The sequence below is a fragment of the Acinetobacter sp. 243_ASPC genome (genome assembly GCF_001054715.1).
GTDB classification, from domain to species: Bacteria; Pseudomonadota; Gammaproteobacteria; order Pseudomonadales; family Moraxellaceae; genus Acinetobacter; species Acinetobacter soli.
Genome location: NZ_JVOR01000110.1, coordinates 54425 through 81208, shown reverse-complemented (window position 1 = coordinate 81208; position 26784 = coordinate 54425). Strand labels below are relative to the sequence as shown.

The 26784-nt window shown below is 45.6% G+C and carries 25 protein-coding genes, 4 tRNA genes and 1 riboswitch; of the genes, 7 read left to right on the top strand and 22 right to left on the bottom strand.

Annotated elements, in window-relative coordinates:
• Positions 1–3: 3 nt before the first annotated feature.
• From tuf to ADA42_RS15045, 19 genes are all read right to left on the bottom strand, one after another.
• The gene (gene tuf, locus ADA42_RS15135) at positions 4–1194 is read right to left on the bottom strand and encodes an elongation factor Tu (RefSeq protein WP_004932358.1); all 1191 of its coding nucleotides are present in this window, start codon (positions 1192–1194) and stop codon (positions 4–6) included.
• A 171-nt stretch (positions 1195–1365) separates the two neighbouring features.
• Positions 1366–1440, bottom strand: a tRNA-Thr gene (locus ADA42_RS15130).
• 13 nt (positions 1441–1453) lie between these two features.
• Positions 1454–1529 (bottom strand) — tRNA-Gly (locus ADA42_RS15125).
• 38 nt (positions 1530–1567) lie between these two features.
• Positions 1568–1651: transfer RNA gene (locus tag ADA42_RS15120), tRNA-Tyr, on the bottom strand.
• Between the two features lie 58 nt (positions 1652–1709).
• Positions 1710–1785: transfer RNA gene (locus ADA42_RS15115), tRNA-Thr, on the bottom strand.
• 98 nt (positions 1786–1883) lie between these two features.
• Positions 1884–3377 (bottom strand): anthranilate synthase component I, encoded by a 1494-nt coding sequence (trpE, locus tag ADA42_RS15110; RefSeq protein WP_048766034.1) that lies wholly within the window; start codon positions 3375–3377, stop codon positions 1884–1886.
• Positions 3378–3481: 104 nt separating this feature from the next.
• Entirely contained in the window at positions 3482–4147 is a 666-nt protein-coding gene (locus ADA42_RS15105; protein WP_048766031.1) for a phosphoglycolate phosphatase, read from the bottom strand.
• A 76-nt stretch (positions 4148–4223) separates the two neighbouring features.
• Positions 4224–4886 (bottom strand): FHA domain-containing protein, encoded by a 663-nt coding sequence (locus ADA42_RS15100; RefSeq protein ID WP_048766042.1) that lies wholly within the window; start codon positions 4884–4886, stop codon positions 4224–4226.
• Positions 4887–4955: 69 nt separating this feature from the next.
• On the bottom strand, positions 4956–7259 hold the full coding sequence (gspD, locus tag ADA42_RS15095; RefSeq protein WP_048766029.1) for a type II secretion system secretin GspD: 2304 nt from the start codon (positions 7257–7259) through the stop codon (positions 4956–4958).
• 40 nt (positions 7260–7299) lie between these two features.
• Complete coding sequence (locus ADA42_RS15090; RefSeq protein WP_004932348.1) at positions 7300–8151, bottom strand: type II secretion system protein N; 852 nt, start codon at positions 8149–8151, stop codon at positions 7300–7302.
• Positions 8151–8894: a type II secretion system protein N gene (gene gspN / locus ADA42_RS15085; RefSeq protein ID WP_025095805.1), complete on the bottom strand. Its 744-nt coding sequence runs from the start codon at positions 8892–8894 to the stop codon at positions 8151–8153. The genes ADA42_RS15090 and gspN overlap by 1 nt, the downstream gene beginning before the upstream one ends.
• A gap of 161 nt (positions 8895–9055) precedes the next feature.
• Entirely contained in the window at positions 9056–9382 is a 327-nt protein-coding gene (locus ADA42_RS15080) for an H-NS family nucleoid-associated regulatory protein (protein WP_004932341.1), read from the bottom strand.
• A 204-nt stretch (positions 9383–9586) separates the two neighbouring features.
• Entirely contained in the window at positions 9587–10027 is a 441-nt protein-coding gene (locus ADA42_RS15075) for an acyl-CoA thioesterase (RefSeq protein ID WP_004932338.1), read from the bottom strand.
• Between the two features lie 8 nt (positions 10028–10035).
• Positions 10036–11229, bottom strand: a complete 1194-nt coding sequence (locus ADA42_RS15070) for a hypothetical protein (RefSeq protein ID WP_048766027.1) — start codon at positions 11227–11229, stop codon at positions 10036–10038.
• An 11-nt stretch (positions 11230–11240) separates the two neighbouring features.
• A complete protein-coding gene (locus ADA42_RS15065; RefSeq protein ID WP_025095808.1) occupies positions 11241–12071 on the bottom strand; it encodes a hypothetical protein in 831 nt (276 codons plus the stop codon).
• 11 nt (positions 12072–12082) lie between these two features.
• Positions 12083–12850, bottom strand: a complete 768-nt coding sequence (locus tag ADA42_RS15060; protein ID WP_048766026.1) for a uroporphyrinogen-III synthase — start codon at positions 12848–12850, stop codon at positions 12083–12085.
• 2 nt (positions 12851–12852) lie between these two features.
• Positions 12853–13776, bottom strand: coding sequence for a hydroxymethylbilane synthase (hemC, locus tag ADA42_RS15055; protein ID WP_048766025.1), 924 nt, complete (start codon positions 13774–13776; stop codon positions 12853–12855).
• Between the two features lie 108 nt (positions 13777–13884).
• Positions 13885–14622 (bottom strand): LytR/AlgR family response regulator transcription factor, encoded by a 738-nt coding sequence (locus ADA42_RS15050; protein WP_025095811.1) that lies wholly within the window; start codon positions 14620–14622, stop codon positions 13885–13887.
• Between the two features lie 56 nt (positions 14623–14678).
• The gene (locus tag ADA42_RS15045; protein WP_048766041.1) at positions 14679–15830 is read right to left on the bottom strand and encodes a sensor histidine kinase; all 1152 of its coding nucleotides are present in this window, start codon (positions 15828–15830) and stop codon (positions 14679–14681) included.
• Between ADA42_RS15045 and argH the strand changes: the two genes are divergently transcribed.
• Positions 15821–17254 (top strand): argininosuccinate lyase, encoded by a 1434-nt coding sequence (argH, locus tag ADA42_RS15040; RefSeq protein WP_004932317.1) that lies wholly within the window; start codon positions 15821–15823, stop codon positions 17252–17254. The two genes, ADA42_RS15045 and argH, sit on opposite strands and share 10 nt — an antisense overlap.
• A gap of 9 nt (positions 17255–17263) precedes the next feature.
• A complete protein-coding gene (locus tag ADA42_RS15035) occupies positions 17264–17533 on the top strand; it encodes an oxidative damage protection protein (protein ID WP_048766022.1) in 270 nt (89 codons plus the stop codon).
• 414 nt (positions 17534–17947) lie between these two features.
• Here the strand turns inward: ADA42_RS15035 and phoU are convergent, their stop codons facing one another.
• Positions 17948–18670, bottom strand: a complete 723-nt coding sequence (gene phoU, locus ADA42_RS15030) for a phosphate signaling complex protein PhoU (protein WP_004932310.1) — start codon at positions 18668–18670, stop codon at positions 17948–17950.
• Positions 18671–18773: 103 nt separating this feature from the next.
• A complete protein-coding gene (locus tag ADA42_RS15025) occupies positions 18774–20129 on the bottom strand; it encodes a TolC family outer membrane protein (protein ID WP_048766021.1) in 1356 nt (451 codons plus the stop codon).
• Between the two features lie 140 nt (positions 20130–20269).
• Positions 20270–20399, top strand: a riboswitch (TPP riboswitch).
• Positions 20400–20484: 85 nt separating this feature from the next.
• Here ADA42_RS15025 and thiC point away from each other — a divergent pair.
• The 5 genes from thiC (at position 20485) to gluQRS (ending at position 25530) form a co-directional block, all read left to right on the top strand.
• Positions 20485–22380 carry a phosphomethylpyrimidine synthase ThiC gene (gene thiC, locus ADA42_RS15020; protein ID WP_025095815.1) on the top strand — a complete coding sequence of 632 codons (1896 nt, stop codon included), beginning with the start codon at positions 20485–20487 and terminating at the stop codon, positions 22378–22380.
• Positions 22381–22464: 84 nt separating this feature from the next.
• Positions 22465–23094 (top strand): NUDIX domain-containing protein, encoded by a 630-nt coding sequence (locus ADA42_RS15015; RefSeq protein ID WP_048766019.1) that lies wholly within the window; start codon positions 22465–22467, stop codon positions 23092–23094.
• 2 nt (positions 23095–23096) lie between these two features.
• The gene (gene cpdA / locus ADA42_RS15010) at positions 23097–23906 is read left to right on the top strand and encodes a 3',5'-cyclic-AMP phosphodiesterase (RefSeq protein WP_081407849.1); all 810 of its coding nucleotides are present in this window, start codon (positions 23097–23099) and stop codon (positions 23904–23906) included.
• Positions 23907–24116: 210 nt separating this feature from the next.
• Positions 24117–24647, top strand: coding sequence for an RNA polymerase-binding protein DksA (dksA, locus tag ADA42_RS15005; RefSeq protein WP_004932295.1), 531 nt, complete (start codon positions 24117–24119; stop codon positions 24645–24647).
• Positions 24648–24651: 4 nt separating this feature from the next.
• The gene (gene gluQRS, locus ADA42_RS15000) at positions 24652–25530 is read left to right on the top strand and encodes a tRNA glutamyl-Q(34) synthetase GluQRS (RefSeq protein ID WP_048766015.1); all 879 of its coding nucleotides are present in this window, start codon (positions 24652–24654) and stop codon (positions 25528–25530) included.
• Positions 25531–25582: 52 nt separating this feature from the next.
• On the opposite strand, the gene ftsW is transcribed toward gluQRS, so the two are convergent.
• A complete protein-coding gene (ftsW, locus tag ADA42_RS14995; protein WP_004932288.1) occupies positions 25583–26779 on the bottom strand; it encodes a putative lipid II flippase FtsW in 1197 nt (398 codons plus the stop codon).
• Between the last annotated feature and the right edge of the window lie 5 nt (positions 26780–26784).

Sequence of the window (26784 nt, the reverse complement as noted above, 5' to 3'; positions counted from 1 at the left end):
TGATTATGCAGTTACTTTCGCAACAACACCAGCACCTACAGTACGACCACCTTCACGGATCGCAAAACGTAGACCTGGGTCCATTGCGATTGGGTGGATCAATTCTACTGACATTTCAACGTTGTCGCCTGGCATTACCATTTCAACGCCGTCTTGTAATTGGATTGCACCAGTTACGTCAGTCGTACGGAAATAGAACTGTGGACGGTAACCGTTAAGGAACGGAGTATGACGACCACCTTCTTCTTTAGAAAGTACGTATACTTCTGCGTCGAATTTAGTGTGCGGCTTGATTGTACCTGGTTTAGCAAGTACTTGACCACGTTGTACGTCTTCACGCTTAGTACCACGAAGAAGAACACCACAGTTCTCGCCCGCACGGCCTTCGTCTAGAAGTTTACGGAACATTTCAACGCCAGTTACTGTCGTAGTTTGTGTATCACGGATACCTACGATTTCAACTGATTCGCCTACTTTCACGATACCAGCTTCTACACGGCCAGTTACTACTGTACCACGACCAGAAATTGAGAATACGTCTTCGATTGGCATCAAGAATGCTTTGTCGATTGCACGCTCTGGCTCTGGGATGTAAGAGTCTAGTGCTTCTACAAGCGCAAGAACTGAAGGCTCGCCGTACTGACCTGCGTCACCGTTAAGCGCTGCAAGTGCAGAACCACGGATCACTGGAGTGTCGTCGCCCGGGAAGTCGTAAGTAGATAGAAGTTCACGAACTTCCATTTCTACAAGCTCAAGAAGCTCTTCGTCGTCTACAAGGTCGCATTTGTTCAAGAATACAACGATGTAAGGTACACCTACCTGACGAGAAAGAAGGATGTGTTCACGAGTTTGTGGCATAGGACCGTCAGTCGCTGCACACACAAGAATCGCGCCGTCCATCTGAGCAGCACCAGTAATCATGTTTTTAACGTAGTCGGCGTGGCCTGGGCAGTCAACGTGCGCGTAGTGACGAATTGGAGAATCGTATTCTACGTGTGAAGTATTAATGGTAATACCACGTGCTTTTTCTTCTGGAGCCGAGTCGATTTGCGAGTAATCTTTCGCTTCACCGCCGTAAGTTTTCGCACAGATAGTTGCGATCGCAGCAGTAAGAGTTGTTTTACCATGGTCAACGTGACCAATTGTGCCCACGTTTACGTGCGGCTTATTACGTTCAAACTTGGCTTTAGCCATGATGATCTTCCTCGTTTACGTCGAAAGCAAGCTACAAGAGGCTACAAAAGGCATCGAAGCTACTCAGCACATCGACATTAGTCTAAAAAAACAGACGCCCAATACTTTAAAAGCAGACTAATTAGCCTGCTTTTTGAAATCTTTGTAGATTTTACTCTACCAAACTGTATCTGGAGCTCTTATCGAGATTTGAACTCGAGACCTCTCCCTTACCAAGGGAGTGCTCTACCACTGAGCTATAAGAGCGATAATCCTTCGATGGAGCGGGAGACGAGGATCGAACTCGCGACATGCAGCTTGGAAGGCTGCCACTCTACCAACTGAGTTACTCCCGCACAGCGTTGGTACATTTACCACTTCAATCGAAGTTAGTTGGTGGTGAGAGAAGGATTCGAACCTTCGAAACTTTCGTAGCGGAGTTACAGTCCGCCCCCTTTGACCGCTCGGGAATCTCACCAATATCACACTTAACTTTCAGTGTAAGTTCTTTACTTCAACATTGAACCACCTTAAGATGGTGCCGGCACACGGATTCGAACTGTGGACCTACTGATTACAAGTCAGTTGCTCTACCAACTGAGCTATGCCGGCGCTTCTTAGTGTTTCGTACGTTTCGTATCGGAACGGTGTGCAGTTTAGCAAAACTCACAAACGATGCAAGCGGTTTTTTTAAAAAAACCGCTAAAAACTCATAAAATCAATCCGTTTGACGATAATTCAACCGCTTTGATCACTGCGCGAGCTTTTATTTGGGTTTCATTCCACTCAGATTCAGGATTTGAGTCTGCTACAAGCCCTGCCCCCGCCTGTACATACACCTTATTTTCACGAATGACACAGGTGCGGATCGCAATCGACATGTCCATTTCACCATGCCAGCCTAAATAACCGACTGCGCCACCAAAAATACCGCGTTTAACCGGTTCTACTTCGTCGATAATTTCCATCGCACGAATTTTTGGTGCACCGGAAAGGGTGCCCGCAGGGAAAGTTGCCTTAAAGACATCTAACGCATCGATATCGTCACGGACTTCACCTTGCACATTCGAGACAATATGCATGACATGTGAATAGCGTTCGATCACCATCCGGTCCGTCACTTGTACTTTACCAATCTTAGATACACGGCCCACATCGTTACGCCCAAGATCGATCAGCATCAAGTGCTCTGCAATTTCTTTCTCATCGGCCAAGAGCTCTTTTTCCAGCGCCAGATCTTCTTCTTTGGTCTTGCCACGTGGTCGGGTACCGGCCAGTGGTCGTACTGTGGCAATCCCATCTTCCAGACGCGATAAAATCTCTGGTGAAGAACCCACAATATGAAACGGTGTCTGATCGGTTAAGGTCTGTCCCTGCACCAAAAAAAGATACGGCGATGGATTAAGATGACGCAGCGCACGGTAAACCTGTAAAGGGTCACCATCAAAATCCGATACCATACGATGACCCGGAACCACCTGCATGACATCCCCAGCACGGATATATTCTTTCACCGTTTCAATCGATGCCAAGAAGTTGTCTTTGCCAGTGAGCGATTCGAAGTGCGGCGGCGTGTGCGGTTTTGCCTGCAGGCTCACCGGTGTCGCCAGTAACTGCTCAAGGCTGTCGAGTTGATGCTGTGCCTGTGTAAAAGCATCTTCATGTGCAGTATCGGCATGCACAATTAGAAACAGTGTGTCTTTGAGATTGTCAAAAATAATTACGGTCTTGGAAAGCATCATCCAGATATCAGGTAACCCAACTGGATCGGCCTCTGGTACGTTGTTCAGGCGCGGCTCGATATAACGCACCGCATCGTAACCAAAGTAGCCCACCAAGCCCCCAGAAAATTGCGGGAGTTCTGGTGTGAGTGCGTGCGGTGGAACCTTAAACTGTTGCTGGTACTCGCGAATATAGGTAAACGGATCTGAGCATAGCTGAGTAGAAATCTGACCTTGTGGATTTTTAATGGTCAACTGCCCTGCATTACAGGAAAAAACCGTAGATTCTCCCAGCCCAATAATGGAGTAGCGCGCCCAGTTTTCACCTCCCTCTACCGACTCAAACAGATATGCTTGAGTATGATCGCGCAAACGCGCAAATACCGACAGTGGCGTATCGGTATCGGCCAAACGTTGTCGATAGACGGGAATCGTGTTGTAGCCAGCAGCTTTAAGTTGTTCAAACTGAGTGTGTGTTGTCATGATGTTATCTCAATGGTTTTAAGTGAAGCCCGATAAAAGTGATTAAAGACGCGATTATCGCCATCGAAACACCATGCGCTGATACATGCCCCACCCCTGTATTACTAAATCAGTTGATCTAGACGGTCCACCACCTGTTGTGGCTGACTGTCGTAAATATTTTCTCCATGATTATAGCCATAGCTGACCACAATACAATCGATACCCGCGCGACGTGCTGCTTCCACATCATTTTTAGAGTCGCCAATCATGAGTGTTGCGTGAGGCTCGACATTAAATTGTGCAGCACTATGTAGAAGGGGTAATGGATCGGGCTTGCGAACTGGCAAGCTATCCCCTCCCACCACCAGATCGAAATAATGCGCAATGTCTAGTTCTTCAAGCAACTTGCGCGCAAGTGCCTCTGGTTTATTGGTAACACATGCCATACGAATGTGCTGTGCCTGACAACGTTGTAAAAATGCTTCAACGCCATCAAATAGCCGACTGGTCACGCATAACTCTTGGGCATAGACATGCAGGTAGTGCGCCAGAAGCTGCTGATGACGCTCAGGATCGATCTGCTGAAATAAAAAAGTCAACACCGCATCACAGAGTTTGCCTGTGCCCTGTCCAACCCACTGACGAATTTGTGTCTCACTCACTCCCGGCCAGCCAAGATCACGCAAGGTGATGTTCATGGCACGATACATATCGGATGCGGTATCGACCAAGGTTCCATCTAGATCAAACAATACCAATTGACGACGCTCTAATTGCACTACACTCATATTTTACCTGTCTGCTAAAAACCAAAAGGCATGCGTTTGGCATGCCTTGAGTGACCTTACGATTGATCGGGCATGCTTACTTTAAAAATACCCACGCCATCACTGCAAGAATAATCAACACCACGATGGTCATAAAACCCAGAGAGGCATTTTTACGTTGTTCAATTTCTTTTTCTACCGACGAAACTGGTTGCTCAATGGCCACAGGTTTCGGGTCTGGTGTTGCATTCACCACCACGCCGTCCGGAATTGGCGCAGGTTTTGGTACAGCAACGTTTTGCGGCATACCTTCACGGCTCACTTCAGCACCGGTATCACGTTCGGTTAAAGTTGGCATACCTGCATCGACGGGCTGTGTCTGATGCGCATTAACATTTGGCTGTTCCACCGAATGATGAACCGGTTCAAGCTCAACCTCAGGCAACGCCTCTCGCTCAAGTTGTGGTTTTGCTGGTGCCAACACTGCAAATTTAAGACTGGCAAACTGAACAATATCGGCATCGTGAAGCTGTACTTCGCCCTCGATACGCACGTCATTCACAAAAGTACCATTGGATGATTTTAGATCTTGCACCCAAAGTTGATCGTTTTGCAGCAGTAGCGCTGCATGTTTTCGCGATACTTCGGCTGCTTGCAAAACCAAACCGGCATCCTGATGGCGACCCACCAGCATGTCCTGCTCAATCGCAATTTCCTGTCCTGTAAATTCACCTGTAATGGCTTGTAATTTCCACGTCATCATCTTAAGTCTGTCTCTTATCGTGATTTGTGATCATCATAACATGCTTCATGTCTTCGTCGCCTGCCGTTATGACACAGGTCGCAAGGTGGTGGTGGTCACTGTATTTTTGGTTCGCTCTACTTCTGGCTCACTCAAGGACTGGGTTTTTACAGTCGGCTGTACGGGTAAGGCATAAGAAGTCCCCTTACGCACAACGGGTGAACTTGGGCGTACTGTTGCCACTGGCGTGGTGACCGTTGTGACGGGAACCTGCTGATAAGGAGTGCTCGGAACCGCAGCGACAGGCGCGGCAGGTTGTTGGTAGAGCTGTTCTAGATTTTCTGGCAATTTAGCGAAGTTGCCATTTTTATCCATAGAGAGCTGTAAACTGTAAAGCTGATTGTAGCGCTGCTGCGAAATTCGGCGCACATCATTGGCATCGCCCACAATGGTTGGGTGAATAAACACCAGCAGATTACGTTTTTCGTTGCTATTTGAATCTGCACGGAACAAACGCCCAACGTAGGGAATACTGCTTAAACCCGGCAAACCTTGACGCGACAACGTGCGGTTATCCGAAATGAGGCCACCTAAGACCACAGTCTGGCCGTGTTCTGCCAAAACTGAGGTTTTGATGGCACGTTTGCTGGTAATCAGATCGGTGGCTTGGCCCTTGTCTTGCACAGCAGAAACTTCTTGCTCGACTTCAAGACGCACCGTGCCGTTTTCACCAATGTGCGGAATCACCTTGAGCGTGACACCCACATCTTTACGCTCTACCGTGGTGTAGGGATTGGCCACACCCGTTGAAGTTGTTGAGACCGACCCCGTCACAAATGGAACATTCTGCCCCACCACAATATAAGCTTCTTCGTTGTCCATCGTGACAATCGATGGTGTAGAAAGCAAATTAGACTTGGTATTGGTCTTAAGTGCCTGAATGAGCGCACCATAGGCTTTTCGTGAGTTACTGAAATTACCTAGCGCTAAGGTCGCACCACTGCCACCATTTGAACCACTGGCAATCGCAGATGCAGCACCTGTAGAGCCATTAGACAAATAACCTGCCGCAATTGAAGCTAGGCTCGCGCCTACGTTGCTAAAACTGATCAAGCCAATACCACTGCTTAAATCACCCAGCGCCCACTGAATCCCGAGTTGATCGGCATCGTCCCCCGACACCTCAATAATGGCTGCTTCAATCAAGACTTGTTCACGGCGAATATCGAGTTGCTGAATCGCCGATTCAATTTCGCGCATCAATTGTGGTTCTGCTTTCACCACCAAAGCATTTTGTGCACTGTCGGCAATAATACTCACGCCATTATTGTTAAAACTGGTGATGCTGTTTTGATTATTAGAATTATTACTGCTATTGAGATTAATGGATGAACCAGATGTAGCGTTATTGCTGCCCGTTGTATTACTCTGCGATGCACTTCCACCAATGAGGCTATTGAGACCAGTGGAAGAAGATGAACCCGAGTTACTCCCAGTTTTACTTTGCGAGCTATTTACGGCCTGACCACTGACCAGCCCTTGTAAAATTTCTGCCAGGTTCTTGGCACTGGCATATTTGAGACGAAATACCTTCAATCCACCCAAGCGATCTGCTGAAGGTACATCTAAGGTTTCAATCATGTTGCGGATTCGCTTACGCGTTCCGGTATCCCCTTTGATCAAAATCCGGTTGGTGCGGGCATCGGCAATAATTCTGACACGTGAACCGGTCACATCTTTTGAAGCGCCTGTTGAACTGATTGACTCAAGTAGTCCCACCATTTCTTCAGCTTGGCTATTTTGCAGGGTAATGGCCTCGACATCATTTTGCCCCGTACCATCAAGGTTACGAATAATGGTTTCGAGTTGCGCAATGTTTGCCGCCCGATCTGAGACAATTAGTGCATTTGTGCCCGGCACGGCAGCAAGACTGGCAAATTGAGGCATCAAAGGCCGCAGCGCCGGAATCAGATCGTTTGGATTGGTGTTTTCTACCCAAATAACCCGCGTGACCACTTGGTCTCCACGGGCGCGATTGCGCATATCGTAAGGTAAACCTGCATTTTTAACGTTGCTGTCTGGCACCAGTTTGATGGTATTACCAGAAGGAATCGCCACCACGCCATTGACATTCAGTACACCCAGAAATAAATCATAGACTTCATCACGCGTTAATGGCTTGTTGGAAATGACCGTGACGTTGCCTCGAACACGTGGATCAACTGCAAAATTTTTACCCGTGATATCCGCCACTTCATTGATAAAAGCCGTTAAATCGGCGTCGCGTAAATTAATTTTCCATGTTTGTGCATACGTGCTTGTACTGATCACAGCCATCACCGGAGCGGCTGCAACTAAAGCCCAAAGGGGACGATGATTAAATAAAGCCATAGCGGGTTATTTTTCCTAAAATTATGGTGACCATCTGATATCACTTAAAACTTTGTTGTACGGTCATCACTTGATCACCACGTTTTATTTCTATTTTCACTTGTCCATCACGTCGCGCCTGTTCGAGCAATTGAACATCGTTTTGTCCTTGTCCAACACGTTGACCATTGACAGACAATATACGATCTCCAGCCCTCAAGCCCAATGTATTTTTTAAAGCCGCGGGTGTCCGTTCGGTCACCTCATAGCCATCGGCGGTGCTACTGACGCCCATATTTTCCAAATATTGCTCACGATTTTGCTGCATTTGCTGAATGGCCTGACCCAAAGCGGCTCCCGAACCAGAGCTACCGGTATTACTTGCAGGAGGAACGGATGTAGCATTTTGAGGGGTAGTCGTGGTACCCAGAATCGGTTGATACAGCCCATTTTCCATGCCTTTAAACCGAATTTCACGCGTGGTGCCGTTGGGCTGACTCAAAACCACATGATCCCAATACACTTCACTGAGTTGATAGCTGCTATTGTCCACTGCCTCACCCACACGATAACGATCCACACTGTCTTTACCCTTGATCACAGCAGAAGACAATCGTGATGGATACGCCAGCATCACCCCCTGTAACTCAAAGTTTTGCTGATCATTGGGATTATTCGATAATTGTGGCTCGTTAAACAGGGCAAAGCTGCTGATATTCGGAATTTGTGCTTGTTGCGATCCTAATTGAACCCGTTCAAACTGCATCGCCTGTGGAGGGGCTAGAATTAGCCAGAACAGTGCTGCCAGCTTCCAGCACAGCCACACAATCAACAGCCCCAATATGAGAGGTGCCAAGCGATCCAATTGACCGAGCCGTTTTTGCCGAATGGTTTCCACCCATGACTTGAGCATTATGACGCTCCTTTAAGCAGGGGCTGACGTGAACTGATCACATAGGTATCAAGCCCGGCCTGACCGTTATATGAGGGTACATTCAGTAGAAAACGCTGGGTAAGACGAACATCAAGCATGAGGTCGGGTGCCAGCAATAAATTCACCATTTTTTGATTACGCTGATCACGGATATCAAATTCAAGTTGATTATCTTGATTCAATACAGTCCCTTGCAGCGATGGCATATTCATACGCTCTTGGCGCTGGGCAAAGGTATACCCCAAAGGCCCACCCGCCCATTGCATATTGCCAGATGCTGCGCTGAATCCTTGCGCTTTTTGATAATTCAACTGGACATCTTTAAGCTGGATACTATTATTTGGCCATTGCCAATTGACGAGTGCCTTTAAGGTGTCGGGTGCAATCTCGCCGTTTAAATTTCGAATGCTGAGTTTTTTCCCAAAACCATAACCGACATTGCCATTTAAAACAGTATTGGCACTATGAATTTCTACGTGTGCGCCAAGCTTTAATAAAAACAGATCCATCGGACGGACAGTCCAGTGCACAGAACCCTTTAGCTGATCTTTATGCCAGTCGGCTTGACCTTGCCAGATATTGCCTGAGACATTACTCAAGATTTGGTTGTTTTTCGAAAATTTTGCAATTAACCAGTTGGCTGGAATCTGTAAAATTACAAATACTCCAAAGACAATGACTGCAAAGATCCACCATTTTAATTGTTTCGACTTTTTATTCATTCAGTCATTACCGCTGCACAGTGTCTTCCATGGATGAGGAATTTCCTCTCTTTACGACATTATGCATACTTTTCCATCATCGCCAATTCACTTATATAAAAAAACCAAGCAGATGCTTGGTTTAATCGAGCTTACTGGCCAAAGGTGACCGAATGATGAAATTAGATAAGGAAATCTTCTAATTTTGCACCTTTTTCAAGCTCAGCGACTAACCAGCGCGGTTGTTTACCACGACCAGTCCACGTTTCTTCTGGATTGCTCTTGCTGCGATAGCGTGGCTCTACAGATTTACGTGTTGTTTTCTTACGTTTTTGTGCGCCGTATTCAAGTAACTGCTCAACGCTATAACCCACGCTTTCAGCAACTTCTAAAATTTGGTTATACGCATCTTCAATTGCTTGATCTTTTTTAGAGGCAATAAGTTGCTCAGCTTCTGCTTGCAAACGCTTTAAATCTTCAACGGATAATTCGCTAATATCTGGTTTCATTTAAACCAACTCCAAGTTTATTAAAACTTTTTAACAATAGACCAATAACGCTAACTGTTTAAATCACATCTAAGCTCATAATATTTAGATTAGTTTAAATAATCAAGCAATGTCTTCATGTTAAAACAGGAATCTATTTAAATAAATATGATTAAAGCGTCGCTTTCATTATTTATACAAATCTTAATTTTGACTTAATTGATCTCAATTAAAAATAGTAGGTGTATTTCCAGCGACAGTTTCAAGCTCAATAATCTTGTTTTTTATATTATTTGGAATAGCCTGTTTTTTTAAAGTGTTTTTATCGACCACCACCATAATGGCTTCAGCACTGGCCACCCAAGTATTTTGTGTCGTACTCCAGATCTGATACGTCATTTTAAAACCGCTGGTCCGAATCTCTTCAATAGATGCCGTAATTTTAAGTGTATCGGGATAAAATACGGGTTTTAAATATTTGCACTGATTTGAGGCAACAACGGTATACACCTCTGCTGCAAAAAAATCCAAAATGTCCATATATTTAATCCGGGCACTTTCGATATAACGATAATACAACACATTATTCACGTGACCGAATGCGTCCATGTCGCCCCACGCGACTGCCTGCTCATGGATAACAGGATGTTGATTGAGTTCCTTCATCTTTTTTCTCATATTTTAAATTGAATAAAATTTGCATCATTTTCAAAAATAAGATTGAGCTGTTGAACCAACTCATCATTGTCTTTAATTTTCGCTTTAATTCTTAAATAGCTCATTAAAACATTGTCTGGATACAGTGTCAGTAATGCATCTGCTTGCGCATGCCGCTCAGTGGCTTCATAAACATACCATTTAGCAAAACTTAAAATCGGCTGACTTAAATATGTCTGCTCCATTTCTTCAATTTTAGTTTCAATATCAGCATAATCTGGTGCTTGTTTTAACAATTGTTGCTGAAACCATAAATAAAATACGTCCCGATCAAACTGTTCACGTAGTAAATGCAATGCCAAACGCTCATGCTGAATACTCATTTCTGGCATGCGTGATAAAAGTTTTAGCCAGAGCACCTTACTGCTATACGGCCTTGTCTGTATTTCTTGTTCCAATTCTAAATAACGTTGCTGTAAGGCGTATAAATCATCTACCGATGCATCTTCAAACTGAGTTAATACCTGTTGCAACCAAAGATCACGTGTTTGCGCATCTAGATGCCCATATTGAAGCGAACGTAAATATAACCAAGATTGCTGAAGGGCTAAACGTCCCCAGTATTCTGTAATCTTTTGGCGATAGGACTGCTCAATATCTTTGAGCCAAGGTGATAACTGATGCTGTTGAAGAAATTCGAGGTGCGTTAAAGCCTTTTCTGTATCATGCAAAGCAAGAAAAATTTCGATACGTTGCAACTCTGCCAGCTCAAATGCCATCGGCGCAGTATGATTCAGTGCGTTGAGTGCCTGTGTATAATGACCTTGCCTAGACAGCAGCTTGGATTCAACAATGCCTTTTAACAAACCAGATTGGGTAAAAATTCGATCGATAAATGCATGTTGATCTTGTGCAGCATCAAGCAGCCAGATGACACCAAGTTGTTCATAAGGATGTAGGTTTTTAAAATCAAAAACCGTTTCTAGTTTACGTTGCTCACGGCTTAAATAGCGCTTCACGCTAATCCAGAGCAGTTGCAACACAAAACCTAATATGGCAATGACAAAAATGGATGCCCAAACAGTTGTTTGTAGCTGCCAGTCACGCCAGTAGACATACACATACCCGGCACCATAGCCATAACTTAAAACACTCAGTATCGCCAAAACAAACAAGGCACCAATCAGATAGGTCCAGATTAATCCTTTCATACAGCGTCCTTCTAGCCGATCAGCGCTAAAGCGGCAAGTTTAGGTACAGGAACAACGGGCACCTGCTTGAGTTTTTCAAATTTTGATTTTAATTGCTGGCTGTTTTTATCGGGTAGCTGGCCTATTTGCTCGATGATGGTTTGGATAGTGGTTTGATACTCAGTGACCTGCCCCAAATTAAGTGCTTGTTTGGCTAAAATCAAGCGCAACTGAACTTCTTTAAAAACTAATTGTCGATTCATAAGATTGGCTGAGGGTTGCTGAACCTTCTCAAACTGGAACCAGCCTTGCCAGAAATACGTCGTGTCACTACGATCAAGCTCCACACGCGACTGATGTCCAGCTTGTTGTAGCAGTTTGTCCATTTGCGAAATTAAGGCATTAAATTGTTCACGCTGTGCCGATTTAACATTCACCACCTGCTGAATGGTTTGTCGGTCTTGGGCCAAAGCCACATGCAGACTGTCTTTGAGTGTAGGTGCCAGATTAAATAGCCCTAAAGATTGATCCAGTTCATTGAGCTTTTCAACTGCCAACGTATATTGTTGTTGTTGCAATGCAAATTCGACAAACTCCAACTGTTGCTTGATCAAAACAACCGGATTTGCTGTAAAAGCAGCATTTGTAACCGGTGCCGATGAAGGCGAATGCTGTTCAGGTGCTGTACCGATCTGGCGTTGTAAAGCCACCAGTTGATCGTTCAGCTTGGCATTATTTTGATCGAGTTTAAGTAAATTTTGTTGAAGCACCGGAAGCTGCTGAGAAATTTGAAACATGTCATAACTTAGCTTGGCCAACCAACCTAAAGCTAAAATCAAAATGACAGATAAAATTTTTCTCATAATGTTCCTGATTATGCCTGTAAGTGACGCAAAAGCGTTGCCGCCTTAAGATTCTCCACACGTATGATAGTAAAACTCTGTGAAGACTGGTTCTGATAGATCGTTAATATTTGTTCGAGTCGTTCGCCCAAGACCACGTAATCGCATAAATCAAAGAGTGGCGTATCATGCTGGGTCAGTGCCAGCCAGTTGAGCCAACTGGCTTCACTACTGATTAATACCCAAGCCCTTTGTTTTTGTTCTTTAATTTTGGCTGCAATATTGCCAATCTGCTGTTTGCTAGCCAGAGGACAGCAGCGATCATATAAAACAAAATTGAGAATTTGAATCCCTTGCTCGGCCAGGTGTTGCATCATAAATTGCCGACCGCCTTCACCACGCCAAAAGGCCACACGATGGAGCGCGCTCTGAGTTTCAAAAACAGGGAGATGCAGCATCCCTTCCGAACTTTCGATCGTCGGTACATGCGCCTGAATACCATAATGCGACAATGCTTGTGCTGTTTGCTGCCCTACGGCAATCCAGTCAGCCTGTGCCACATCCTGCAAGGTGAGCCCTGCACGCTGCAAATAGCGCATTCCAATTTCAACCGCAGTCGGGCTCACCACCACGATCACTTGCGCATGCGTTAAGTCTTGATAAAGCGCGTTCAAATGCGCATCGAAGGGCTGCTCCACCAGTTCCAGTAATGGCAGACACTCAACCCGAAAGCCTTGCGCAGCCAAGGCTTGTGTTAGCTCATCGGCTCGATCCAGAGGTCGCGTGTTGATAAAATACATATTTAGTCGCGATATAACTCGCGCAGTAAATCGCCAGCGCCTTGATCAAGTAATTGTTTAGCAAGTTGAATGCCAAGTGCTTCCGCCTGATCAGGATGCCCCTGAACGATATCTTTCAACAGGACATCACCCTTTACACTGCCAACTCGTCCTTCTAACGTCAAGAGGTCATAATCAAGAGTGGCATAACCTGCTATCGGTACCTGACAACCGCCTTCAAGATACGCATTAAAAGCTCGTTCGGCACGTACGCATGCACTGGTATGCTCATGCGCAAGTGGTGCGATCAGTTCCAGTAATGCATGATCATCTGAACGGCATTCCAGCCCTAATGCACCTTGCCCTACCGCAGGTAAACTCATCTGTGGCAGCAGCGTGTGGCGAATACGCTCGTTCAGACCTAAACGCTTTAGGCCTGCACTGGCCAGAATAATCGCATCGTATTGACCCTGATCCAGCTTCGATAACCGCGTGCCTACATTGCCGCGTAAATCGATAATATTCAAATCTGGACGTTGCTTTAAAATCTGGCACTTACGGCGCAAACTCGATGTACCCACGCGTGCACCCTGTGGCAGTGCATCGAAATGGCTAATCTCATTCGATACAAAAGCATCAAGTGGATCTTCTCGCTCACAGATCACCGCGAGGCTTAATCCTTCAGGCAAATGCATCGGTACATCTTTCATGGAATGCACGGCCAGATCTGCCCGCCCATCCAGTAATGCCGCCTCAAGCTCTTTGACAAATAAGCCTTTACCCCCAATTTTGGCTAAGGGCGTATCTAAAATTTTGTCACCTTGGGTCACAAATTTGACCAGCTCAACCTGAAGTCCCGGATGAAGTGCCTGTAAACGATCACGAATGTGTTCTGCCTGCCAAAGTGCAAGCGGGCTTTGTCGTGTAGCAATCTTTAAAGTCTGCATAAGGGCTCAGATCGATAAAAAAACAGACTCTAAACTTAACTTGATTGATTAAAAATGCAAGTAAAATATCCCCGTAGCGCATCAAATCAGGATCAAGTTGGCTCAAATTTATAGTTTTTGCATGCGATCACGCAAATAGGGTAAATGACGCCGACTGACCGCAAGCCGTTCATCGACCTCTTTACAGCGTACCTGATATTGTCCTGAACTGATCAGCTCCAGACCGTCCAAATAATCCATCGAGACCAATGCATTGCGATGAATACGAATAAAACGATCTTGAAATTCATGCTCGAGATCTTTGAGTGTCTCGTCGATCAGCACACTGCCATGCTTATGACGTACGGTGACGTATTTCTGATCTGCCAGAAAATAGTAAATATTTTCAACCGGAATCAGTTCAACACCACGATAAGTACGTGCCGTAATATGCTGGCGCTGATGAGGACGATCATGGGTATCTTGTTGTTTAATGTGCGTGATCTGGGCCTGATTTAAACGCGGCAACTGATGCAATACACGCGCCAGATCGTCTTGCGCAATCGGTTTGAGTAAATAACCTTGTGCTTTGGATTTAAACGCATCCAGTGCATGATCATCGTAGGCGGTGCAAAAAATAATCGCCGGCATTGGATCGAATGTACCTAATTGTTCTGCACATAATAAGCCGTTCATTTCTGGCATCTGAATATCCAGCAGCACCACATCAGGCTGATGTTGATCCACCAGCTCAATCGCGTCACGACCATTACAGGCATGCGCAACCACTTCATGCCCCAATTGCATCACCAACCGTGACAAACGTTCAATCGCAAGAGGTTCATCGTCACAAATCAGAATCCTCATTTTTCCTCCTTTGTCGTGGCCCCATGACATCCTGTTTTTAAGGGGTTTCAGACTTATTATTTTGATCGGTATTGATAACTTACCACTGTGGTATATAACTCACGTGCGCAATAATTTTGAAATTTTACTGTACGTCCATAGTACGCAATTAAACGCTGCTTCACATTTTCAACGGCAATACCGTGCCCATTTCTCGATTTTATTTTATCCAGACTGTACGGATTAGTAATGACTATACTGACCTCACTTTGCAATATTTCAACCAGTATTGTAATGGTACTGCGCGAACTACTCGGTTCAACGCCATGAAAAATACAGTTTTCCAGCAAAGGTTGTAAAGTCAGGAGTGGAATCTGGACCTGTTGAAATTGGGGCTGATTCGGATCAAATTTCCATTCCACATGCAATCGGCTACCTAAACGCACACTTTCGATGGCCAAATAGCGTTGGCAAAGTTCGATTTCATCGGCCAAGCTGACCAGTTTTAGCTCTTGAAAACTGGCTCTAAACAAACGAGACAAATGGATCAGTAAGGTTTCGGCTTTTTCCGGATCGATACTGATCAAACTGACTACATTGTTGAGGCTATTAAACAAAAAATGTGGATGAATACGCGCCTGCATGGCCTGAATTCTGGCATTTAATTCACTATATTGCTGCTTCAACCATTGATCCCGCATGTACATATAACGTAGGCAAAAACCACCCAATAACACGCCATAACTGAGATGCATGCTGGCGCCAGTAAACAACTGTGGCCATGTTAAGGTATGAAAATGAAAGTGACTCCCCCAGTGCAGCATAAGATTGGTTGCGATGGTGGTGAGCAATACAATCATTTGTAACAGAACGAACGCCACCCCCAAGGCAGCAACCTGCGGTAAACGATGTAAATTACTTTGAAAGCGATCGATCAGTGCCGAAAAAGCAAAAACCACCCAATTAATGAACAAAATATATTGCATTAAGCGCAACCCATCGAAGGCTGCCCACGTCCCTGCTTCTGCCAGTGTAAGCACCAACGCCAGCACATTACTGGCCACAATCAGTTCCAATAAATGTTGCCAACGACCAATTTTGGTAAAAAAATAGGATTTCTGCATTGCTGTCTTGTGCCTGCGCTGTGTTTTCTTGTCATTTGATGCGTCGGCAAGTGCGGCAGAATTTGTTATACTCTTTTTTATTTTACCGAGCCGACATGACCACATCTTCTCAATCCGCTGAACAGCCAACCGCAAACCAAACGTCTGGTATGTGGGGCGGTCGTTTTACCGAAGCGACCGATGCCTTTGTTGCTGAATTTACCGCATCTGTGCAATTTGACCAACGTTTTTATAAACAAGATATCGCAGGCTCTATCGCGCATGCAACCATGCTTGCCAAAGTCGGTGTACTCACTGATGCAGAGCGTGACGATATTATTCAGGGCTTGAGTGAAATCAAAGCCGAAATCGAAGCTGGCCGCTTTGAATGGCGTATTGATTTAGAAGATGTGCACATGAATATTGAGTCACGTTTGACTCAGCGTATTGGGATTACGGGTAAAAAACTGCACACCGGCCGCAGCCGTAACGACCAAGTCGCTACCGACATTCGCTTGTACCTACGCGATGAAATTGACGATATTTTGTCGATTTTACAGCGCCTGCAAAAGGGCTTGTTAGGTTTGGCTGCCAGCCATACGCATACCATTATGCCAGGCTTTACCCACTTACAAACCGCTCAACCAGTAACCTTCGGACATCATCTGTTGGCTTGGTTTGAAATGTTTGTTCGTGACACCGAGCGTCTGCAAGACTGCCGCAAACGCGTGAACCGTATGCCATTGGGTTCTGCTGCTCTAGCAGGAACCACGTATCCGATTGATCGTGCCTATACGGCGCAGCTACTTGGTTTTGAAGCTGTTTCTGAAAATTCACTCGATGCAGTATCTGATCGTGATTTTGCGATTGAATTTAATGCAGCAGCTGCACTGATCATGATGCATTTGTCACGCATGTCTGAAGAGCTGATTCTATGGACTTCGGCACAGTTCAAATTTGTGAATATTCCAGATCGCTTCTGTACTGGCTCATCGATTATGCCGCAAAAGAAAAATCCAGACGTACCTGAACTGATTCGTGGTAAATCAGGACGTGTGTTTGGCGATTTGATTAGCTTGCTCACGCTCATGAAAGGTCAGCCACTAGCCTATAACAAAGACAACCAAGAAGACAAAGAACCGTTGTTTGATGCGATTGATACCGTACGCGGTTCATTAATGGCCTTTGCCGACATGGTGCCGGCATTGGTTCCAAACATTGAGATTATGCGTGAAGCTGCACTTCGTGGATTCTCGACTGCAACCGATCTTGCCGACTACCTTGTGAAAAAAGGCGTGGCATTTCGCGATGCGCATGAGATCGTGGGTAAAGCAGTGGCACTTGGCGTACAAGAAGATAAAGATCTGTCTGAACTTTCACTTGAGCAACTCCAACAGTTTTCCGATTTGATCGGCGCCGATGTATTTGACAAAGCCCTCACCCTTGAAGCCTCTGTCAATGCGCGTGACCATATTGGCGGAACATCACCAAAACAGGTTGAAGCTGCAATTGCGCGCGCTCATGACCGTCTTGCCCAACTTTATGCTTAAGGAAACGCCATGACTCGTCACGTATTTTGTCGTAAATATCAAAAAGAAATGGAAGGCCTCGATTTTGCGCCATTTCCGGGAGCCAAAGGTCAGGAACTGTTTGAACATGTGTCCAAACAGGCATGGCAAGAATGGCTGAAGCATCAAACCACGCTCATTAATGAAAAGCGACTCAACGTTTTTGAACCTGAAGCGAAAAAGTTTCTGGAAGAACAGCGTGAAAAGTTCTTCAATAATGATGCCAGTGTTGAAACTGCCGAAGGCTGGAAACCCGAGTAAGACTAATCTTGCTTTTCTGGTTGACTCAGGCAGACCTTAGAACGGTCTGCCTGTTTTTTTATGTGTACGCCATAACTCATTGAGTCACGGATTCACTACGTTGTTTTTATAATCTTACAGATCATCATATAACATTACATAGCCTCACAAGACTACTCAAGACATCCACACCAATGTGATCTACTATAAACCTATAGCAAGATGTTACCCCGCATCTTAAATAAAAATGCAGCTTAACGATGTTTTCATCCCAGATTTTCCCCCAAAAAATCTGGGATTTTTTTTATTTAAAATTGAGGTTGATCGGCGTCAGTTTTGAGGTCACGTGATTCGATTTTTACGTGCATATAAAAAACCTTAGCATATCGCTAAGGTGTTTTGTGGCTGACAACAATGTGCTTGATCACAATAGAGTTATTTACGCTGCACATGTTGTTCAATTTCTTCAATTTTGGTGTGTCGTACATCGAGGCCTTTGGCCATATAAATGACTTGCTCTGAAATATTACGCGCATGATCGCCAATACGTTCAAGTGAGCGCAGCACCCACATCACATTGATCACTCGCGATATATGTCGTGGATCTTCAATCATATAAGTCATTAAGGTTCGTGTCGCAGACTGATATTCACGATCAATGTCGGCATCAGCCAGTAATACTCTTAAAGCTTGTTCTGCATCGAGTCGTGCAAAGGCATCCAAGGCATCATGAATCATGACACGTACCTGATTCCCAATATGGCGTGTTTCCATGTAGCCACGTGGAGAACCGCCTTCTTCACATAAATTTTGTGCAATACGGGCAATTTTTGCAGCTTCATCGCCAATACGCTCAAGGTCGGTATTGGCTTTACTCATGGCAATCACCATACGCAAGTCAATTGCAGCAGGATGACGGCGCGCCAAGATCAGGGTCAGTCCCTCATCGATTTCGCGTTCATACTGGTTCACCACGTTGTCTTGGTATTGTACATCGACCGCCATTTCGACGTCGGTATCCAGCAAGGCATGAATTGCATTGGCCACCTGCTGCTCGACCAGCCCACCCATGGTCATGAATTTGGTATTCACCCCTTGCAGATCCTCGTTAAATTGAGAGGAAATATGGTGGGTCAAGACAGGATTAGTTGGACTCAAGACAGCCTCCAAAACGGGCTAAATGCACGGTACAAAGTTGAGCAGAGATTAAAGCACATTCATTGTGAAACTTTAATGACAATGCCGCAATTTCATTCAAAATTTAATCGTTGCTGAGCCATGTATTCATCTGCACCAGATCTTCCTCACTAAGTTGTCCAACCGCAGCTTTGAGCTTGAGCACATTGATCAGATAATCATATTGGGCATTGACATATTCTTGCTTGGCCGAAAACGCATTACGCTGCGCCAGCAAGACATCCACCATGGTTTTCAGGCCTTCGTTATAACTTGCCAAAGAAGCCTGCGACACCTGTTCTGCTGAACGCATGGCCGCTTGTCGCGCGTCGAGTTTGGATTGGTCGGTTTGTAATTGTAAAAAGGCTTGCTTGACCTCAACGCTGGCACTGCGCTCTGCAGCATCGAGTTGGGCCTGTGCCTGATCAAGCTGGGCAACGGCTTTTTTAATTGAGGTCTGGGTCTGTCCGCCATTAAATAGATTCCAGCTTAGCTCCAGTCCAATCTGATCAAAGGCACCATTGGTGGAAATCAGTGTATCTGGACTTTGTTTGGTATAACCATAAGTGGCCAATGCATTTAACTGTGGATAAAGTGCTGCTTTTTCCACACGGCGGTTATCGTCTGCATATTGGCGCTGTAGACGAGCTTGCTGAATAGATAAATTGTGCGTCTGAGCCAGTTGCAACCAGTCGTCTAGGCGTGCAGGGACTGGTGGCTGATACACCACATCGGTGCGAAGCACAGCTAATCCCTGATCTGGGTTATGCCCAATAAACCGATTGAGTTGCTCTTGAGCCAGCATCTGCTGCACCTGACCTGAAATGCGGTTCGCCCGCGCATTTTGATACTGCGCATTGGCTTCACTGACATCGCTTCGCGCCAATAAGCCCTGCTGTAATTTGGCATTCATCATCTTTAATTGTTCAGATAATGCCTGTTCTTCTTGTAAATAGGTGCGGTTGAGCGACTGCTGACGCAGTACATTAAAATATGCCTGTGCGACATCTAACAGATGTTGCTGTATCTGGATTTTCAGCGTGACTTCACTCAGCTGAACCGAGGTTTTTACTTGCTTATAGCCCTGCCATGCATCCATTCGAAATAGCGGTTGACGTGCGGTTAAAGAAACCTGTCTCTTGGTCGATGTGTTACTAATCAAGCTGTTCGACACATCTGTGCCACCCGGAAAATCGAAAGACTGATCATTTTTAACGGATTGTCTGTCACGCGTCAGATTGCCCGCCAAGGTCACTGTAGGTAACAAGGCACCTTTGGCAATGCCCAAATTGAGTTGATCAGCCTGAAACTGATACAAATTGGCTTGCAAGGTTGGGTCATTTCTTTTTGCCAGATCGTAGGCACCCACCAGATCCAGTGCAAACAGCGACTGAACACCGCCCAACATCCCCATAACGACAATCAGTTTTTTTATAGACATCTAAGAATGATCAACCTTGAATAGTGCTGTTCTAGACTAAGAAAAATCAGGCAAAAATACAATTGATCCCGATCGGGATTTGTTCTTAAAAAGTGGCATATTTTGATCTTTAAATATCCGCAATCCGTGCTAGTATGGGCGCATGCTTGACGGAGCGCGAGTAATAACTCGCTGAGATTGGGTAAATGATTGCCTTGCAATGATTTGATCCCGAGTACCGTTGAACCTGATCAGGTTAGAACCTGCGTAGGAATCAAGTTATCAAAATCTTAAGCCCTCTATTTGTGTTCTACAAATACACCCGCCATCGTTTTTGGTTGCTTGATTCGTTAGTGTTTTTCATAAGGATCATGCCATGAACCAATTAACGAATCTTTCTTCTGCTGATCTCTCAGCGCAACACGAACAAGATGCAAAAGACCTGACCCGTATTTTGCCTGCATCTCGCAAAGTGTACATCCAAGGCTCTCGCCCAGACATTCAGGTCCCTATGCGTCAGATTGAACTGACCGATACACCCACTGGTTTGGGCGGAGAACATAATCCACCCGTGATGGTCTATGACACATCGGGCGTGTATACCGATCCAAATGTACAGATTGACTTAAATAAAGGCTTGCCACACGTGCGCCAGCACTGGATTGAAGCGCGTCAAGATACCGAACAACTGAGTACCCTCAGCTCAGCTTTTGGTCAGGAACGTTTAAAAGATATCCGTACAGCCGATATTCGATTTGCACACATTCAAAAACCTCGCCGTGCCAAAGCCGGACAGAATGTTACTCAAATGCACTATGCCAGAAAAGGCATTATCACACCGGAAATGGAATATATCGCCATCCGTGAAAACCAGCGCCAGCGCGACAATGTCGACATGCGCCAACACGCTGGACAGAATTTCGGTGCCAAAAACCTAACCGAAATTACCCCTGAGTTTGTGCGTCAGGAAGTGGCAGCTGGTCGGGCAATTATTCCGGCCAACATTAACCACCCTGAAATTGAACCGATGATTATCGGACGTAATTTTCTGGTCAAGATCAATGCCAATATCGGAAATTCGGCTTTAGGCTCGAGTATCGATGAAGAAGTTGCGAAAATGACTTGGGCCACACGCTGGGGCGCAGACACCATCATGGATTTGTCGACGGGTAAAAATATTCATGAAACCCGTGAATGGATCATCCGTAACTCCCCTGTGCCGATTGGAACCGTTCCGATTTATCAGGCGCTGGAAAAAGTAGACGGTGTGGCCGAAGATCTGACCTGGGAAATTTTTAAAGACACACTCATTGAACAGGCCGAACAAGGCGTCGATTACTTTACCATTCATGCCGGCGTGTTACTGCGCTATGTGCCTTTAACTGCCAATCGCCTGACGGGTATTGTATCGCGTGGTGGTTCAATTATGGCGCAGTGGTGTTTGGCGCATCATGAAGAAAACTTCCTGTACACGCATTTCGATGAAATTTGCGAAATCATGAAGGCTTACGATGTCTCGTTTAGCTTGGGTGATGGCTTGCGTCCAGGCTGTATCCAAGATGCCAACGATGCGGCACAGTTTGGTGAACTACGCACTTTAGGTGAACTGACTCAACGCGCTTGGGAACACGATGTGCAGGTCATGATTGAAGGACCGGGTCACGTACCGATGCACATGATTAAAGAAAATATGGATCTGCAACTTGAGGTTTGTAAAGAAGCACCTTTTTATACTTTAGGGCCACTCACCACCGATATCGCACCGGGTTATGACCATATTACCTCAGCCATTGGTGCTGCCATGATTGGCTGGTACGGTACGGCGATGCTGTGCTACGTCACACCCAAAGAGCATTTAGGTCTACCCAACAAAAAAGATGTTAAAGACGGGATTATCACCTATAAGATTGCAGCACATGCCGCCGACTTGGCCAAGGGTCATCCGGGTGCGCAAGTTCGTGACAATGCCTTGTCTAAAGCACGTTTTGAATTCCGTTGGGATGACCAGTTTAATCTGAGTCTAGATCCAGATACGGCGCGCAGCATGCACGACGAAACGCTACCCAAAGAGGCACATAAATCGGCACACTTTTGCTCGATGTGCGGTCCGAAATTCTGCTCGATGAAAATCACTCAAAACGTGCGTAATTATGCACAAAATCAGGAGAATAGCACTGCAATCGATGCTTCATCTGAAGACATTGAACAGGGTCTCAAGAGCATGAAAGCGGCCTATCACGCAAACGGTCAAAAACTGTATCAAAAGCTCTAAAAATACGAAAAAAGCATTTGTCTTTAAATTGAACTCAGTTAGGATGAAATACAGTCACGTATTTCATCCTTTTTAATAATGAGTATGACCATAATAGAACAAGCCAGTTATTCACATGATGATGTTGAGGTAGAAAACCGTGAATCGCTCTATCAGGGATTTACACAGCTTGAAAAAGTCACACTCAAGCATCGACTTTTTGGGCAATCGCATTATACCCAGCCTTTCCAGCGCGAACTAATTCGAAGAAAACAGGCTGCTGGCGTGTTGCTTTACAACCACACCCAACAAAAATTTGCGCTTATTGAACAATTTCGGGTCGGTGCACTCGATGACACTCAATCGCCGTGGCAACTTGAAATTATTGCGGGTGTACTTGATGGCGATGAACCACCGGAAGAATGTGTTCGTCGTGAAAGTGTCGAAGAATCTGGGTGTCAAATCGATGAACTGACGCATTTATTCTCGTTCTATCCATCGGCAGGTGCCTGTTCGGAACTTTTTCACCTCTATGCTGCACAAACCGATCTTCCAGAATATGGGGGCATCTTTGGTTTGCCAGAGGAAAACGAAAATATCCAGCTACATATTTTAGATTATTCCCAAATCGAGATGCTGCTGAGTTCTGGGCGTTTGCGTAATGCACCCGTCATTATGGCGTTACAGTGGCTCTGGCAACAGATTCAACTCTCCACCGACTTAAGAGATATATGACTATGTTTCAGGTAGCCCCTTTTTCAAGTCAGGCGCATGTAATTATTCAAATTACCGACACGCATCTGCTTGAAGACCCTCAGCATGAATTCGTGGGCATTAATCCTGAACAGAGTTTTCATCAGGTGATCGCACATATTCGGGCACATTATCCCAAGATCGATGCCATTATTCATACGGGTGATCTGGCACAGACCCCTACCGCAGTCACCTATGCACGTTATCTTGATTATATGCAAACCCTGGGCATTCCATTTTTTCATGTGCCAGGCAATCACGACGATCCTGCACATTTTCCCTTTCATGCATCGTCATCGCAAGATATCAGTATTGTGGCGATGGGCCAATGGCATCTGGTGCTCTTGAACAGTGCTGTAGTCGGGAAAGTCGATGGCTGGATCAGCGACCATCAGTTAATGCAACTGCAGCAACATCTTCAACAGCACCCGAATGTGTCCATGATTTTGGCGTGTCATCATCACCCATTTGAAATGCAATCCAAATGGATTGACCAGCACAAACTAAAAAATACCGCCACATTACTGGATGTCATTCACGCTCATCCACAAGTTAAGGCAGTGCTGTGCGGCCATGTGCATCAAGAGTCCTCACATCGCTGGGAACATGTCGAGTTTTTATCATCGCCCTCGACTTCGGTTCAATTCAAACCCAGAAGCGATGACTTTGCCTTTGATGCCTTGCCGTCTGGCTATCGCGTGCTGAAACTACAAGCAAATGGTGAGTTTGAAAGCCATATTCATCGTATCGAAAAAATGCTACAAAACATAAATACTGAAATTTCAGGCTATTAACTTTTCTTTTTTATTTTTTTGGCTTATTTTAAGGCTTGAGTCCGATAGATTCACATAAAATCCACATCGGCACGACTATCATGTTCGTGTAAAACTCTATATGATGACGTCCCCGAGGGAAAATCCGCCAACGGGATTGGATAAAAAACACTTGCATACCACCATATTTTTTGCGTATAGATAATACGTATATGATGAGGAATGCCCTTTATGGCGAATGACAACCAAAACCACGTCTTAGACGAAAATACCCAAGTTCTAGACGCCGAAAAGGCGGCTAAGCCTGCACGCAAAGCCAAGCCAAAGGCCTCTGAAGGGGGCACTACTGCCAGCTTATTTGGTATCGCGCCTTATCAGCCTAAGAAAAACGAAGAATACATGTCTGATGCTCAATTGGATCACTTTCGCCAAATCCTTGAGGCGTGGAAAAGTGAATTAATGAGCGAAGTGGATCGCACCCTAAATACCATGCAAGATGAATCATCAGCATTGCCTGATGTCAACGACCGTGCCACGCAGGAAGAAGAGTTTGCAATTGAGTTACGTACCCGCGACCGCGAACGTAAATTGATTCGTAAAATCGAGCAGTCGCTTGAAGAAATTAAAGCAGGTGATTACGGTTACTGTGAAACTTGCGGCATTGAAATTGGTCTGCGTCGTTTAGAAGCACGTCCAACAGCCACCCAATGTATCGACTGTAAGACGCTTGCAGAGATCAAAGAGAAGCAAAATAACGGTTAATACGATGCCTCATCGTGATACTGCTTATGTGGGTCGGTTTGCGCCATCGCCAACCGGCCCTTTGCATTTTGGATCGCTCATTACTGCCATTGCCAGCTATTGTGATGCCAAAGCGCATCAAGGCAAGTGGCTGGTTCGCATCGAAGATACCGATATTCCACGAATCTACCCGGGCAGTGAAGCACATATTTTAAAATGCATTGATGCCTTTGGTTTTGAGCCAGACGATGAAATTGTGTTTCAGCGCAATCGTTTGACGCTGTACGAACAGGTGCTCGACCAATTACATGCACAGGGGCAGATTTATGCCTGTCAATGCACCCGTAAACTCCTCGGCTCCAATGCCATTTATCCTGGCACCTGTCAAACACTGAGTTTAGCCTTTGAACATCAGGCCATTCGGGTCAAAGTCAGCGCAGCGCCCATTTGTTTTGAAGATCGTTTGCAGGGCAGACAATGCAGCAATCTGGCCGATGAACTCGGTGATTTTGTATTAAAGCGCCGTGACGGCATTTTAAACTATCAACTGGCAGTGGTGGTCGATGATTACCTACAAGGTGTCACAGATGTGGTGCGTGGTGCAGATTTACTCGACAACACCCAACGGCAAATTTGGCTTCAGCAGCTTCTGGGTTACCCCACACCGCGCTATATGCATTTACCACTGGCGATGAACGAGCACGGACAAAAGCTTTCCAAGCAAAATCTGGCGGCTGCACTCGATCCGGCACACGCAGCTGATTATATTCAACAGGCACTTAACGCCTTGCAGCAACCTAATGTAGAACGTGATACACCTCGGCAGATGCTTGCGCAGGCCGTGGCTCAGTGGGATGTAGAGCAGATTCCCAAACACACCATGCTCGAAGGGATTTATCTCTAATCCAATAATAAAAAAACCGTCAAATGACGGTTTTTTTATTGAAGCAAATCGATTAGAAATTCGATTCTTCACGATCTGGATTGAGCTCTTGCGTGGAAGCATCGACACGCAAAATCAGACTAATCATCGCAGCACACATCATTAATGATGTTCCACCATAACTAATAAACGGTAAGGTAAGCCCTTTGGTTGGCATCAAGCCCATATTCATTCCTGCATTTACAATGATCTGTAGCAGAAAAATAATACTGATCCCATACGCCAGATAACCTGCGCGCAAGAAGTTGTGCTTCAGTGCACGATGACCAATTTTGATACAGCACGCCAGCATAGTAAACGACAAGCCGATGACAATCGAAATACCGACAAAACCGAACTCTTCACCCAATACCGCCAGCATAAAGTCGGTATGTGCCTCAGGCAGGTAAGAGAGCTTTTGTACACTGTGCCCGAGCCCTGTACCGAACCATTCCCCGCGGCCAAAGGCCATTAATGCATTTGAAAGCTGATAGCCTGTTCCGAGTGGATCTGCCCACGGATTGGTAAATGATAAGGCACGTGCCAGACGATAAGGTTCAAACAAAATTAAAAAGCCGATGCCCATCACGACCGCGCCCAGCATAATCGCAAACTGAGTGGGCGGTGCGCCAGCCAAGAAGAAAATACCGACCATCATCAGGACAATCACTACGGTGGCGCCCAAATCTGGCTCAGCAATAATCAGCCCGACCGTAATGGCCATAACACCACTTAAGCGAACCAGTCCTTTCCAATGGGTACGCACCTCTTTGGCACGTCGTACCACATAATCGGCGGTAAAAATGGCCATCATCACTTTGGCAACTTCGGTCGGCTGTAGGGTAAAACCTGCCAGTCGAATCCAGCGGCGCGAACCGTTCACTTCTGTTCCAATCACTAAAACGGCAAGCAACAGCAAAATCGTGATCAGCCATAATGAAAAGGTATTTTTAAACCAGACATTCAGCGGTACTTTATAAACGAAATAGGCCACGATTGCGGCGGTTGCAATTGAAATCGCATGGCGAACCACATAGTGAAATGGATTCTCATGCATATATTCGGCATACGGCATCGAAGCGGATGCCACCATCACCGAACCAATACAAAGCAAGCACACCACACAGAAAATCAGCACGTTACGCGCCGTCATTTCGGTCGGTACACGCGGCATCCAGCGATCGTACCATTGATTAATTTTGGTTATGGTTGTCTGAGCAAAGCCAGCCATCACAT

What these genes read in the sequence shown, in the direction of transcription:
- gspN (WP_025095805.1), bottom strand. Translation starts at nt 8,894, where the DNA reads ATGAATAAAAAGTCGAAACAATTAAAATGGTGGATCTTTGCAGTCATT.
- thiC (WP_025095815.1), top strand. Translation starts at nt 20,485, where the DNA reads ATGAACCAATTAACGAATCTTTCTTCTGCTGATCTCTCAGCGCAACAC.
- tuf (WP_004932358.1), bottom strand. Translation starts at nt 1,194, where the DNA reads ATGGCTAAAGCCAAGTTTGAACGTAATAAGCCGCACGTAAACGTGGGC.
- gspD (WP_048766029.1), bottom strand. Translation starts at nt 7,259, where the DNA reads ATGGCTTTATTTAATCATCGTCCCCTTTGGGCTTTAGTTGCAGCCGCT.
- hemC (WP_048766025.1), bottom strand. Translation starts at nt 13,776, where the DNA reads ATGCAGACTTTAAAGATTGCTACACGACAAAGCCCGCTTGCACTTTGG.
- gluQRS (WP_048766015.1), top strand. Translation starts at nt 24,652, where the DNA reads ATGCCTCATCGTGATACTGCTTATGTGGGTCGGTTTGCGCCATCGCCA.
- ADA42_RS15025 (WP_048766021.1), bottom strand. Translation starts at nt 20,129, where the DNA reads ATGTCTATAAAAAAACTGATTGTCGTTATGGGGATGTTGGGCGGTGTT.
- ADA42_RS15065 (WP_025095808.1), bottom strand. Translation starts at nt 12,071, where the DNA reads ATGAGAAAAATTTTATCTGTCATTTTGATTTTAGCTTTAGGTTGGTTG.
- ftsW (WP_004932288.1), bottom strand. Translation starts at nt 26,779, where the DNA reads ATGGCTGGCTTTGCTCAGACAACCATAACCAAAATTAATCAATGGTAC.
- ADA42_RS15015 (WP_048766019.1), top strand. Translation starts at nt 22,465, where the DNA reads ATGACCATAATAGAACAAGCCAGTTATTCACATGATGATGTTGAGGTA.
- ADA42_RS15090 (WP_004932348.1), bottom strand. Translation starts at nt 8,151, where the DNA reads ATGCTCAAGTCATGGGTGGAAACCATTCGGCAAAAACGGCTCGGTCAA.
- dksA (WP_004932295.1), top strand. Translation starts at nt 24,117, where the DNA reads ATGGCGAATGACAACCAAAACCACGTCTTAGACGAAAATACCCAAGTT.
- ADA42_RS15080 (WP_004932341.1), bottom strand. Translation starts at nt 9,382, where the DNA reads ATGAAACCAGATATTAGCGAATTATCCGTTGAAGATTTAAAGCGTTTG.
- ADA42_RS15060 (WP_048766026.1), bottom strand. Translation starts at nt 12,850, where the DNA reads ATGTATTTTATCAACACGCGACCTCTGGATCGAGCCGATGAGCTAACA.
- ADA42_RS15105 (WP_048766031.1), bottom strand. Translation starts at nt 4,147, where the DNA reads ATGAGTGTAGTGCAATTAGAGCGTCGTCAATTGGTATTGTTTGATCTA.
- trpE (WP_048766034.1), bottom strand. Translation starts at nt 3,377, where the DNA reads ATGACAACACACACTCAGTTTGAACAACTTAAAGCTGCTGGCTACAAC.
- ADA42_RS15050 (WP_025095811.1), bottom strand. Translation starts at nt 14,622, where the DNA reads ATGAGGATTCTGATTTGTGACGATGAACCTCTTGCGATTGAACGTTTG.
- ADA42_RS15075 (WP_004932338.1), bottom strand. Translation starts at nt 10,027, where the DNA reads ATGAAGGAACTCAATCAACATCCTGTTATCCATGAGCAGGCAGTCGCG.
- cpdA (WP_081407849.1), top strand. Translation starts at nt 23,097, where the DNA reads ATGTTTCAGGTAGCCCCTTTTTCAAGTCAGGCGCATGTAATTATTCAA.
- ADA42_RS15100 (WP_048766042.1), bottom strand. Translation starts at nt 4,886, where the DNA reads ATGACGTGGAAATTACAAGCCATTACAGGTGAATTTACAGGACAGGAA.
- argH (WP_004932317.1), top strand. Translation starts at nt 15,821, where the DNA reads ATGACCACATCTTCTCAATCCGCTGAACAGCCAACCGCAAACCAAACG.
- ADA42_RS15070 (WP_048766027.1), bottom strand. Translation starts at nt 11,229, where the DNA reads ATGAAAGGATTAATCTGGACCTATCTGATTGGTGCCTTGTTTGTTTTG.
- ADA42_RS15035 (WP_048766022.1), top strand. Translation starts at nt 17,264, where the DNA reads ATGACTCGTCACGTATTTTGTCGTAAATATCAAAAAGAAATGGAAGGC.
- ADA42_RS15045 (WP_048766041.1), bottom strand. Translation starts at nt 15,830, where the DNA reads ATGTGGTCATGTCGGCTCGGTAAAATAAAAAAGAGTATAACAAATTCT.